10 protein-coding genes are annotated in these 13651 nt (G+C 36.3%); 2 read left to right on the top strand and 8 right to left on the bottom strand.

All coding sequences use genetic code 11. The annotated features are described in order from the left end of the window. Position 1 precedes the first annotated feature (1 nt). From galU to AB685_RS08055, 6 genes are all read right to left on the bottom strand, one after another. The gene (galU, locus tag AB685_RS08030) at positions 2–892 is read right to left on the bottom strand and encodes a UTP--glucose-1-phosphate uridylyltransferase GalU (protein WP_047970074.1); all 891 of its coding nucleotides are present in this window, start codon (positions 890–892) and stop codon (positions 2–4) included. 25 nt (positions 893–917) lie between these two features. After that, positions 918–2090, bottom strand: a complete 1173-nt coding sequence (locus AB685_RS08035) for a glycosyltransferase (protein ID WP_047970075.1) — start codon at positions 2088–2090, stop codon at positions 918–920. Continuing rightward, positions 2090–3559: an MOP flippase family protein gene (locus AB685_RS08040; protein ID WP_047970076.1), complete on the bottom strand. Its 1470-nt coding sequence runs from the start codon at positions 3557–3559 to the stop codon at positions 2090–2092. Before AB685_RS08040 ends, AB685_RS08035 begins: the two co-directional genes overlap by 1 nt. 213 nt (positions 3560–3772) lie before the next feature. Beyond that, positions 3773–5275, bottom strand: coding sequence for a cell wall-binding repeat-containing protein (locus tag AB685_RS08045; RefSeq protein WP_047970077.1), 1503 nt, complete (start codon positions 5273–5275; stop codon positions 3773–3775). A 163-nt stretch (positions 5276–5438) separates the two neighbouring features. Then, positions 5439–7601, bottom strand: a complete 2163-nt coding sequence (locus tag AB685_RS08050; RefSeq protein ID WP_047970078.1) for a SpoIID/LytB domain-containing protein — start codon at positions 7599–7601, stop codon at positions 5439–5441. 220 nt (positions 7602–7821) lie between these two features. Beyond that, the gene (locus AB685_RS08055; RefSeq protein WP_047970079.1) at positions 7822–8184 is read right to left on the bottom strand and encodes a hypothetical protein; all 363 of its coding nucleotides are present in this window, start codon (positions 8182–8184) and stop codon (positions 7822–7824) included. A 168-nt stretch (positions 8185–8352) separates the two neighbouring features. On the opposite strand from AB685_RS08055, the gene AB685_RS08060 reads away from it, so the two are divergent. Continuing rightward, the gene (locus tag AB685_RS08060; RefSeq protein ID WP_047970080.1) at positions 8353–9441 is read left to right on the top strand and encodes an acyltransferase; all 1089 of its coding nucleotides are present in this window, start codon (positions 8353–8355) and stop codon (positions 9439–9441) included. Positions 9442–10275: 834 nt separating this feature from the next. Here AB685_RS08060 and AB685_RS08070 read toward each other — a convergent pair. After that, positions 10276–11031, bottom strand: coding sequence for an SGNH/GDSL hydrolase family protein (locus AB685_RS08070; protein ID WP_047970082.1), 756 nt, complete (start codon positions 11029–11031; stop codon positions 10276–10278). Positions 11032–11167: 136 nt separating this feature from the next. On the opposite strand from AB685_RS08070, the gene AB685_RS31220 reads away from it, so the two are divergent. Continuing rightward, positions 11168–11947, top strand: a complete 780-nt coding sequence (locus tag AB685_RS31220) for a hypothetical protein (protein ID WP_053073755.1) — start codon at positions 11168–11170, stop codon at positions 11945–11947. 60 nt (positions 11948–12007) lie between these two features. Here the strand turns inward: AB685_RS31220 and tagH are convergent, their stop codons facing one another. After that, complete coding sequence (tagH, locus tag AB685_RS30230; protein ID WP_082153555.1) at positions 12008–13648, bottom strand: teichoic acids export ABC transporter ATP-binding subunit TagH; 1641 nt, start codon at positions 13646–13648, stop codon at positions 12008–12010. Between the last annotated feature and the right edge of the window lie 3 nt (positions 13649–13651).

Genomic DNA, 13651 nt, shown 5'->3' on the forward strand with positions numbered 1-13651 from the left:
CCTATCCTTTCGTGATGTAATTAGAATTAGCTAAGGAATTTAGATATTCTATCACTTCTTCTCGCAAGTCATCTCTATCAAGTGCAAAGTCAACAGTCGCTTTAATAAAGCCGAACTTATCTCCAACATCATAACGTATTCCACCAAACTGATAGGCTAATACCTGTTGATGGCCGTTTAAAGTATTTATCGCATCTGTCAATTGTATCTCCCCACCTGAACCTTTAGGCGTATTCTCTAGTATTTCGAATATCTCCGGGGTCAAAACATAACGACCCATGATTGCAAAGTTGGAAGGTGCATCTGACAGCTTAGGCTTTTCTACAAATCCATCTACATTTATTACATTCTCTTCTAGCTTTTCTTTTTTCGGGGAAACAATACCATACTTTGAAACATCAGCATCAGGTACGCTTTGAATACCGACTACAGATGATCCGTATCTATCATATACATCAATCAGCTGCTGCAGGCAAGGTGTCTCTCCTTTAACAATATCGTCTCCAAGCATGACACCAAAAGCATCATTACCGATGAACTTTCTTGCACACCAAATGGCATGTCCTAATCCAAGCGGTTCTTTTTGTCTTATGTAATGGATGTTCGCCAAATTGGCAATAGATTTAATTTCTTCTAAAATGTCGTATTTCTCTTTTTTCTCTAACGTTTCTTCCAGTTCATAGGATTTATCGAAATGGTCCTCTATTGCACGCTTTCCTCTTCCACTAACAATGATGATATCTTCAATCCCTGATTGTACCGCCTCTTCAACGATATACTGTATTGTCGGTTTATCTACGATCGGGAGCATTTCTTTAGGTTGTGCTTTTGTGGCAGGCAAAAAACGGGTACCAAGTCCAGCTGCTGGGATAATTACCTTTTTAATTGTCATATTTTCCACCTCATGGGAGTAATTTTCATTTCATTAAACTATGGTAAATGCGAATTAGCTCATTAGAATTTTTAGTTACATCAAATTTTGTTTTTACTCTTTCGTAGAGAGCATTACAAACTTCTGTACTGAATTCATCTTCATCTATATAGCGCTTAACACCATCTATAATTTCTTGGGTGGACCTCGGCTCTATTAAAAGATTTTTGTAATTTCCAAACAATTCCGGAATACCACCAACATTAGAAGAAAGGACAGGAACTTTTAAAGACAATGCTTCAATAATAACAGTAGGCATTCCTTCATTATAGGATGGAAGAATAAAGAGATCCGAAGCTTGTAAGTACTCCTTTACTTTTTCGTTTGGTACTTGGCCTGTCAGGAGGATCTTCTCATTTTCCTCTAAAGAACTCTTTATAGGACCATCACCTACAAGAACAAGTCTAAAGCGGTCATCAAGTTCTTCCATTGCTGATGCTAGCTCCCTTATACCTTTCTCATTCATGAGTCTTCCTACATATAGTAATAGCTTTTTATCTGTTGGCAAATCAAGTTGTTTTCTTAATTCAGTTTTAAGTTCTTGGGTCATATCATTTCCGGAGAATCTATCCATGTTTACCCCAATAGCAAGTACTTCAGGCTTTATACCTGTCATTTTCTCTGTCTTCTCTGCTAAAGCAGTACTCACTGTGGTAACTTTCCCTGCATTTTGCACTGCAAATTTAAAGGCTCTCATCGCTCCATTACTGTATTGTGGATATATATTTACATCACTACCATGTAGTGTTAATACATAAGGTTTTTTGTGATTTTTTAAGAGAATAGCCGCTGCCCCACCGCTAGGCATTGCAAAATGAGCGTGTATAACATCAAATTCTATATTGTTCTCTTTTATGAAATGGTCAATTGCTTTTGCAAAACGTTTATGAGGCTGGGCCCATTTTAATTGCCCTGGAATGGCTATGAATCTTGGACGATGAACCTTGATCCCATTCCATTCATAGCTTTCAGGGAATTTTTTATAATTACTATATTTCTTACTGACTCGTGATAAAATGCCAGGTGAATATGGTACAGGTGCCACCACCTCTATATCCACCCCTAAACCGCGAATAGACTCTGCCTGTGTTTGGTGGAAAACACCAGCACCCGGCAGATGATCAGAAGGATAAGCGGTTGTAATAAAAAGCACCTTCATCACAATCCCCCCCTTGTTTTACTAAAAATTTTTTTAACAGGCTTCCATTCTCTTACTTCCGGATATCCATAATAGATGGCAAAGGTATAAATGATCCCACCTAGGCCAACCGAGAGGGCAATATTTATATAGATATTCACAAATTCAACATTGTATAAAGCCGTTTTGAGGAAATAAACTAGAATGGCCATTAAACCTGTCAGAAGAATTGGTTTCAGTAATGTTCTAACATATTCCCTCATTTCAAGATCAATTAACAATTTTAATAGCCATCTTCCAATAAAGAAGTTGATGAAACTTGTGACAACATACGTCCAAGCAACTATATATATATCATACTTGGTAGCAAAGTACATAGTGATACCGTATAAGAGCATGACACCAAAATCCCAATAGAAGGCAATATTTGCTTTTCCTTTTGCCAATATGATGGAACCGTTCGGATTCATCAATACCCTCAAGATACCCACTACGGCCAAGATTCCCAATATAGGCGCTGCCTCCAACCACCTTGCTCCAAAGAACACTTCAATAAATAGATCTGAAATTGCCATTAATCCCAATAATAAAGGCAGGCTGACAAGTGCCAGCATTTTTGTTACATTCAGAAACCCTTCTATCAACAACTTATTGTCAGACTGGCTTCTTGAAAAAACAGGGAATGCCACCCTTGTTATGATAGGGTTAATTTTCATTACTGGGATTGTCACTACTTGATAGGCCAGTGAATAGATACCAAGGGCTTCTGCTCCTAGAAATCTTCCTATTAGGATATAATCGATGTTTGCACCGATCCTATTTACTAGGCGGGACATCAGTTGGAAGACACCAAACGACATCAGCTCTTTAATGGAAGATAAATTAAATATGAAGGACGGCTTCCATGTTTTCGAGTACACTACAAAATACAATATACCTTTTAATGAGTTTAGAATAACTTGTGAGATGACATAAGCGTATAACTCCTGAATAAGGAAGATTAAAACAAGTAAGCTTACAAAGGAAGCAAGGTTCGTTGCTACCTCTATCCTGCTTAGAAGATTGAAATTAAGGTCTTTCTGCAGCAAATATTGAAATTGCTGACCGATTGGAGCTATCAGAAACATGATTCCGAGTACTTTTATTAAAGGAATCAATTCAGGCTGGTTATAGAATCCGGCAATGATCGGACTAGCAAAAAACAAGGCAACAAATAATACAATACCTACGATAATATTCAGCCAGTATAATGTAGATAATTGCTCATTTGAAACCTTTTCTTTCTGGATGATAGCTGCACTGAATCCCATATCTAAAAGAATCTGTGTAAAAATAACAACCGTAGTTATCATTCCCACGATACCGAATTGTTCTTTTGTTAATAGATTACCCAGGATGGCAAATTGAACAATCTGAATTACAGTAATGATAATCGTGGCTAGTGCTGTCCATTTTGCTCCGGATAAAATTTGTTTTGTGATTGTCGACATATTTAATACCTACTTTAAATTAACTTTCTTCTATTATTTACAATTAAAAACCCATTTATAGATTATAGCACAAAGTAATTTATTACTACCTCTAAGAAGCCGTTTAGATATTACAATTACTTTTCAATCATGTAAAAATTCTCACACTAAATTCCCCAAAAAAATAAAGCCTGTTTCTCTGAAAAGAAACAGGCTAAATGGTTGTTCAATTTTTTAATTGGAGAAATACTTTTCTACCCCTTTATAGATTGCTTGGGCAGCCTTTTCTCTAAAGGATGCATTTGCTAATAACTTTGCCTCATCAGGGTTACTGATGAAAGCCACTTCCACCAACACACTAGGCATCTGTGAGTCCCGGATGACGACGAAGGAACCTTCTTTCACACCTCGATCACGTAGTCCGAGCTCCTTCACTAACTCTGCCTGGATTGCTTCTGCCAGTTCTTTACTTTCCTTTGATTGATATCTCTCACTATACCAGGTCTCCGTTCCGTTGGCATCAGGAGTAGTGAAAGAATTTGCATGAATGCTGACAAAAATATCCGCGCCTCTGTTCTGTGCATCTAGCACACGATCTGCCAATGGAATATAAACATCATTGGACCTTACCATCAAAGGCAGTGACCCCGCATTGGTCGCTTTAGTCTGAAGTCGCTTCGCAATATCCAACACGACTGTTTTTTCTTGTACGCCATTTCCGACAGCACCTGGATCTGTACCACCGTGTCCTGCATCAATGGCTATTCTCTTCCCAAGCATTGGTGCCGAGAGTGTTTTTACAACGTTTGGTCCAACAGAAGTTGACCCACCTAAAACCACAAACGATCCTATACCTTTTTCCTTGATTACACTAACTGTTGTACTCGGTACTTGAGTAGGTTGAGTCAAAAGAATAACAGAGTTTTGCTTAGCTGCAAGGACTGACCCAGCCAATGCATCTGCATAAGCATGTCCATTAACAATGTAAGCTTTCTTTGAATTTAGGTTTAACTGCTTCACAACATTCGTTGCAACTTGGAAACGGTCACTTCCGCCGATTCTCGTTTTGTTCGTAGATGGCAAGTTGTTGAGTACATTACGGGAAACACTCGTTTCCCCTCCCATAACGTATGTAGTTGATACACTTCTGTTTCTTAAGACAGTAGAAGTAACAGTTGGAATACTATTGTTTTCTGTCAGAAGAATCGGAATCCCATTTCTTGCTGCATAAGGGGCGATAGATAGTGAATCAGCCGCTGTCCTGCCGTTTGCAACGATTGCAATATTCTTTGCTGGCATCTCTTTTGCAATATTGGCCGCAACTTCATATCGGTCTTTCCCGCTAATTCTTCTTACAGTAATATTGTTTCCTAATCTTCTAATCTCAGATATTACATTATCAGATACACTTGTCGTTCCACCGATTACAATCACAGTACTTGCTCGTAACTCTTGTAATCTCTTTTTGGTTGTATCCGGTAGACTTCCAGCTCGCGTCAATAGTATCGGTGCATTCAAACGATATGCCAACGGAGAAGCTGCCAACGCATCCGCGTATGCGTCACCTGAAGTAATGATAACGGTATTGGATGTAGTCCAGCCTTCCTTAGAAACATTCACAGCAACATCGTAACGGTTTGCTCCATCTATTCTTTTTGGTCCACTAGCTTCAGCAGTATTTACACCGATAAGCGTAGTAAAAAGAACCAAACAGATGAGCATAATAAACTTACGCACTTGATTACCTCCCTAAAATTTTCATCTCTCGACAAATATATCAAAATTCTGCATATTTTTCATTAGTTTATTACAAATAAAAGTCGATTTTTGCAAAAATAAGTCAATTATCACAGAAACCTTAATTTACTAGGACCATAAAAAAAAGCCGGAGTGATCCGGCTTATCTTTTCGTGACATTTGTCCCTTTATAATAGAAGTCTAAGATTTGCTTGTAATTATGACCTGCTTTTGCACGGGATTGTGCACCATGTTGGCTCATACCTACCCCATGTCCAAACCCATTACCAACCACTTTTAACGTTTCTTCACCATTTTCAACATCATACATCGTGCTTTTGATGTTCATCGTACCAAACATGGTTCTGAACGCATTTGCTGTAATCGTTTGCGATAAAGTATGCTTCTTCAAAGATCCATCGGATTCATTTACAAATCCTTTACTAAGGTCCCTTACAAAGTACTCAATCTCAATTTTTGTATCCTTGTTACGTCCGCTACTATTAACATTCAGCGGTTCAATATTGTTCAAGCCTACAATTTTAAACTCCGAATTGCTGTGGTGATTGTCTAACAACCACTTTCTCAAGCCGTTCATAGAACTCGCTTGAACTTCCTCTGTCGCATTCCACCAAGAATTCGGGTTCTTCAAATCTAGAGCGTCCAAGTCCAATTGACTCTTGTTCATTGTAAGGTTCCATCCTTGATAGGAAGTATCCATAGAATCCGCCTTTGCCGTTAAATAAGCAATTTGGGAGCCGCCCCAAAGATTGGAATTCGATTCTGCAAAACCTCCATTACTTGAGGAGAATACCGCATTTTGGCCAATAGGATTACCGTTGAACGTCAGGATTTCCCCTTTTGTAGCTTCGATTGCATTGTTTGTATTCACATGCCACTCATAACCTCTATATACCTGAAATCCTTGTGTATCATTGATCGTAGTCCCCATTGTGGAATAAGCGTATGTTCTCGCTGCAACAGACTGTGCCTTTAATGCTTCCATTTCCCAAGATGCCGGCATTTCAGCAGGAACAACACCTTTTAAATAATCATCAAATGGGATATTACGGTTATAAGGTCTAACAAAGCCGTTTTCTAGAAGAAACTCTATCTTGCCTAGATATGGACGGTTATTCAGCTTAATGACATTACTCTCATTATATGCTTGAGGAACCATGCTGAAATTCGCACTTCCAAAGTCCTTCAGAAGTTGTGTACCTTCATATACACCAATTCGTCCGTTACTGTTCTTGACATGATATGTCTTACTGCTATCAAGGTAAAGCTCATTTGGAAGCTGGTTCTCCACTTCTCTTGTAACAGATAGCGTACCACCTAGGATCGTAAAGGATTTGGTGTTCTTACTCTTAATGATAGTTTGAACAGGAGATGGGATACTTGTCGCTCTTGTCAGTAACAGAGGACGGTTATTCTTGGCAGCTAACACTGCTCCTGTAAATGCATCCGCATATTTCTCTCCATTTGCAAGGTACACCTCAGACGCTTCTAAATTCAGGGTCTGAATAATATTCGCAGAAACCTCGTAACGATCTGCACCACCTATACGGTTTTTAGTGCCTGGCAATTGATTAAAGACATTCTGAGAAACACTCGTTGTACCACCAATAACCGTTACTTGTGTTTTCCCTTTAAGAGCTTCAGATGTTGGAGAAGGAATACTTTTATCTCTTGTTAAAAGTATTGGAATTTTATTGACAGCAGCGTATGGCGCTACAGATAATGCATCTGCATAGGCATTTCCACCTACAACAATAGCCCGATTGGAACTACCCAATAAAGTAGAAATGTTTTTAGCTACTTCATATCGATCTGCACCATTCACTCGAGAAATAGTAGGAGTGATTCCTTTTAGTTCATTCAAAACAGTATTGGATACACTGTTTGTTCCACCTATGACGATAATCTCCTTAGGCTTCAATTGTTGAAGCTTCTTTTTGGTGGTATCAGGAATGGAGTGTGGACGTGTCAGAAGAATTGGTGCATTTTTTGCAAATGCATATGGTGCTGTTGATAACGCATCTGCATAAGCTTCTTGGCTGACGATAAATACCGTATTGGAAACATTCCAGCCACTTGAAGCGATATTTGCTGCCACTTCAAAGCGGTCAGCACCTGATAGTCTGACATTTCCATTTTCAAGTTTGTATTGGCCCGTAGTGTTAATCTGTATTTCGGTTTTATTTCCGACATAATTCTGCAACTTAATAGAAATGTTCGATGCTGAACCTACCGATGTGAAAACTGGTGAAAAAAACAGTAGAAATGCGAGCGCTGAAACTAACAAAAACTTTAATTTATTCAATTTTTATGTATCCCCCTTAGACTTTTCCTATTTATCTCTATATTACTAATCTATCAAAATATTACCATTTAGTAAACGGGTATTTTGTCATAGATTGTAATCTTTTATCATTGATTGTAATCTTTTATTATTTACTGTAATAAAAAAGGAAATAGGGGGTCGACTTCCGTAAAATTCCCCAAATAAAAAAACACCCTATTATGGGTGTTTATGTAAAAAATTATTTAGCTTCGACACTTTGAAGTTCCAATCTGCCCTCTTCATTTTCAAAAAAGGCTATTGATACCTCGGATCCTTCTTCCAACGCATTAACTGCATCTTGCATTTCAGGTGTTATATAATAGGTAACATATCCATTGTCAGTTTCCACTTCAATAGTATGATTATCTGCCCATCCTTTAAACACACCGACGGACTCCTGGATGTTTGCATCTTGAGCTTCTTCATTTGATTCCCCATTGTTATTATTAGCACCGGAAGTTTCTTCAATTGACTCATTTTGACCAACATTATTGGTAGTTGAAGTTCCGCATGCTGACAATATCATTACAAGGGAAAACATTAAAATCGCTAATTTCTTCAATGCATTTCCTCCTCTCTTTATAATTGCACATTATCATACTAAGAAACGAACGGCTATTAGTCAATGAATTATTAGTATCATTTTGCTTATTTTCAATTATTAACCATTGTTATACTAATATAATTCCGTTACAATGTTGTTGGCATTCCAGCTAAGGAGTGAAACAATATGGAAAAACAAAAATCGGGTTATATAGAAGAAATTCACATTATTAGAGCTGTTGCCTGTCTACTTGTAGTGTTAGTCCATGTTTCTGCCACCTATTACTATCAACAAGATGGGTATAACAATATAACTTTCTTCTTCAATCAAATAGGAAGATTCGGCACGCCACTTTTTGCAGTCATCAGTGGCTTTCTATTATTTTATCACGTAAGAAAAAAAGGATTTCAATTCAACAAATTCATTACATCCCGGTTTGTGAAAGTAGGCTCACCATTTTTATTTTGGAGCTTATTCTATATTCTCTTACTAGTAATTTTGGAAGGGGCAACACCTTTAGCAGAAGGAAAAAAAGTTTTCACTATTAACTTCCTTTTAGGTAACTCTTATGTTCATCTGTATTTTATGTCAATTGTTTTTCAATTTTATCTGTTGTTTCCATTACTGCAAAAAATTCGATCCAAACATTTATGGAGCATCCTCCTTCTACTATCTTTAGGGTTGAACTATTTCTTTGTAGAGATTTACACTCCAAACGCCAATAACGAACTAATCCATTATGCATTATCACAACGTGCCCTGTTTCTAAATTGGATTTTCTTTTTTATCTTTGGCGGTTTTGCTGCATATAATTGGGAGAGTATTTATAATTTTTCAAAAAAAATCAAGGTAGTCTCATTACTTGCATCTATTTCTATCATTTTACTCACGGTTTTTGAGTATAAAGCAAACGGATCGGTATCTTCTAATAGACCATTGAACTTTATTTATATACCTGTGATTTTTATTACAATTATTGGCCTTTATGACTATATATCCAAAGTAAAGGTAGTGGAAAATGCACTATCTTATGTCGGACAGTTATCTATGGGAATCTACCTGGTACACATGTTTATCATATATGCGTTTGTAAATTATTTGCCTGACTTCATATGGACAACATTAAACTTTCCTGTTGTCTTTATTGGCATAATTATAGGCTCTGTCCTGTTTGTAAAAGCAATTCAGCTATTGCCTTTTGATCATTACTTGGTGACAGTACCGAAAATAAAAAACTCCAACAGAAGAAACAATCAGGTGCCAAAATCTGCATAACTAAAAGCATTCTAGTGTGACTTGACTAGAATGCTTTTTTTCGTATTTTTTCAACATCCGTATTAATTGTTGCTGTCGTGCTCTTTTCCTAGTTATTCAGGAGAAACTGCATGATATTTAAAAGTAGATATACGGTAAAAAGTCCAAATGCCGACTTTTCACTTGTAAATAGCAACAATCTTTTAGAAAAGAGCCTTATTGTTTGAAATTGTTTTAAATAGGGAAATTACATTTTGAGAGTCTTATAACCTCCTATTTCTATTACAACTCTATGTATATTCCTCCAGGAAGCTTCATAGATTAATACAAATACATTTTCAAGGAAGAGGGTGGCAATTTGGCAGCACTTACAAACAAACTGGTTCCTTATATGAAGAACAGGTATGAAGGTTTGAAAGCTTACCAAATGGATTGGAATTGGGACAACACTAAAATTTTTATGAATGCGTATGGAATCCGATTAATTATCTTAACATGTTTAACTCCCCTGTTGACTGTGATTCCTGCTCTCACATTCAAACTGGCAACGGGTTCCCACTCTCTAATCGGATATATTCTTTCATTTATTCTGTTAGTGCCTTGGTTATTGATTCCTACGCTTTTTATACAGCATATGACCTCTCATTCTAGGATGGGGAAAGTAATATCATATAGTTTTCTATGTCTACTTATACTCACTTTTATCCTTTGGATAATCTTGATAAGATTTTAAGTAATATATTCCCCTCTTGGAGCAACAAAGAAAATGAGTTATGAAATTTAAGAGACCAGGCAAATTTTGCCCGGTCCTTTTTTACTCTTTAATATTCAAAACATCTAATTTGCTAGAGTGCATTAATTAGAGGCAAAGTAGCCTAATATATATTTTGCCCATAGTTCCTGCCCTTTGCTGTTCGGATACCCCCCCTTAAGATAGCCGTCCAATTCATCACTATTTGGCCAACTGTCCCAATGAGATAAGTATTCAATATCTTTTTCTTTAGCATACTCTTGTAACTTTTCAATTTGATTTACATATACAGGGGCATGGGATATTGGATTAGCTGGTTGAAGAATAACATGAGATTGAGGTAACTCCATGGCAATTGCCTCTAATATCAAACTGATATTAGCCAACGAATCTTCTACCTTGACAAAGCCATTATCATTTAAAAGTAGCGGTTCAAAGAGTATTATGTCATTATGATGTTTAAAAATGCTTTTGTACGCTTCACTTTCTATTAAATGGTTCGTGCTGATGTTTTTATAGTTAATCACTTCGAGCTCAAAAACACCTTCCCCATATGTTTTATCTAAGCCCTCTTTCACCCTCAATGGCCAAGGAAGATTTTCAGCGTCACCTGTCATTATAGCGTTAGATCCTACAATTAAGATTTGAATTTTTTCTTCTTTTTCAATTTTCTCAATCACCAGCTCTTTAACTTTGTTACTCATATTATCTGTCATATCTACTAACTCAGTATTTACTTCTTCTACCGCTTCTACCTTCTTTTGACCAGATATTGCAATTTTGTTTTCATACTGTGATTTACCATAGATGATCAATGAAAGTCCTAATACACAAAACAATACCAATACTAATTTTTTCATAGTTATCAATCTCCCAAACATTTTCTACAAATAATTATATACTTACTAGGATAAAACAAATAGTTTTATAAGCATTTTTTTACAAAATATGATAAAATTCTATAGAAAATAACAATTAATTTCCTAGGAGGAAAAAATGAAATTTACAGCCCGCACTCCTCTCATCTATACATTAATATTAACCACCGCTACTTTAGGTGGCGGAAGCGTTGCATCTTCTGAAACAAGCATACATACACACCATCCTCTTACAAATCTTTATTTTGCGAATACCAATCCAATTGTTAATCCCATAGTTGAGCCTGACCCTGAACCTACACCTGATCCTGAGCCTGTGCCTACACCAGAGCCCGAACCAGAACCTGAGCCTGAGCCTGTGCCTACACCAGAGCCAGTCCCTGAACCGCAGCCTGCGCCAATTCAAGATCCTAAGCCAGGGCCTACGCCAACTCCTAAACCACAGCCTGTGCCTAAACCTAAGCCTGAGACAAGACCAACACCTTTGCTGCCTCCTAAGACAGTAACGGACTTGGAAGAGTCAAATGTAGAGACAGTAGAGGAAGAAGAAATATTAGAGGAAATAGAAGAGTTTGTAGTTGAAACAGCTATAACACTAGAAGACATGATGAAAATATACAATGAACATACTTCTGAACTCAAAAACATGGATGAATATATTTTTGAGAATGTAGCATCTATCTTGGTAGAAGGGACTTCAATTTCTGAAGCAAAAAATATTTATAACAATAATTCAAATAAGGATTTGGCACAAAAGATTTCTTTTAAACAATTAGATGAATTGGAGCAGGTATTAACTAAAGGTGCGGTTGCTTCTACTATAAATACAGACAATCTAGTAAGTAAAATTGGAAATATCAGAAAAATAAAGGAATCATTAATTATCGGTAATGACTAAAATGTAAAAAGGACAAGAGCAATGTTTGCGTTTGTCCTTTTCTTATGAATCACTTTCTTATCAATCCCTGTTATTAAGTTTAAATTCGAGAGTCTTTTCTCTCATGTTTAAAATTAATACTCTGTCATCTTGGAGCTCATAAAACATAACTTGACCATTTGGACTTAGGTACTTAGCTTCACTTTGTAATTCTTGAATCAAGGCACTCTCAATAAGAATATCATTTATTAAAAGCGTATCAGCTACGTTATTTTCATTAAACTTATACCTCACATTGGCATATGGATATTCTAAATACTCCAATCCATTTGCGTCAATTGTTACAGTTGAATCCGAGAATATATTTTCTATTTCATGCTTTTCACTGCCTAGGAATGCAAAATAATATTCGTATGAGCTTGAAAATTGTTCTGGATAGAGAGATGTAAATGTTTGTAAAGAGAATAATGTAGTTTCTTTAGATTCTTCTAGAATTTCAATGTTCTCCTTGTTAATATACCCTGTTTGATTATCTATTTCAATTTTATATGTTCCATTTATTTCTGAATCAATAAACACTACTGTTGAAAAAATCGCATCAATTAATTTATACTCCAAATTCTCATCAAAATATACTGGGGCTACTTCTGTAGTTATAACACCATTCATTTGCACTTGAGTAGGTGTAATTGAATTCGCCAATGGCTTTTCAGAGTTTTCATTAACTACTTCTTCTTCCACAATTTTGGATACATTTTCATTCCCAGACAAAAAGAAAATCACAAGTACTGCTGCAATGGTTGAAAGTAATCCAAGTAAAAACCACTTGTTAAGTGTAAATTTACTTTTATTATTCTTCCTATCTGATATTCTTCCTTCATGGAAATTCGATTGTCTCCCTGTGTACTCATTCAGAGATGATAAAGGTTGATTCAGTTTTTCTCTCTTTAACATTATATTTTTTTTAAATGCTTTCTGATCTTCTTTTGACATAGATTTGAATTCTTTTAAAAATGCCTCGTATTTAGGGGCAATTTCATTTATATCACCATAGGCTTTGACCTCACCAGCTTCTAGCCATAGAGCTTTTTGGCAGAACTGCTTTACTTGTCCCAACGAATGACTAATAAAGAAAATGGTTTTACCTTTTTCTTTAAATTCATTCATTTTAGCTAAACATTTATCTGCAAAGGCCTGATCCCCTACTGAAAGCGCTTCATCAATAACAAGGACATCAGGATCTATATTTACTGAAATTGCGAAGCCAAGGCGTGATTTCATACCACTAGAATAACTTTTTACTGGCTGATCAATAAATTTTCCTAACTCAGCAAATTCAATGATTTCTGGAATAAGTTCGTCAATTTGTTTTTTACTAAATCCTAGCATCAAACATTTTAATTCTATATTCTCAATACCGGTTAATTGATTATTTAGCCCTGATGAAATAGCTATTAATGATGCTTTCCCACAAATTTTAATATTGCCGTAAGTGGGAGGTATTACACCTGTGATAAGGTTTGAAAGAGTTGACTTACCAGCACCATTGACACCTATAACACCAATAACATCACCAGCATTTGCAACAAAATCGATATTTTGGAGAGCGTAAAAATCCTCACCAAACCCTTTAGGCGTAAATATATCCAAAAGTTTTTCAAAACTTTTATTATACATTTTATACTTCTTCGTTACACTTTGAAATACAACTGAATGTTTCATAAG

This window comes from Bacillus sp. LL01 (assembly GCF_001037965.1).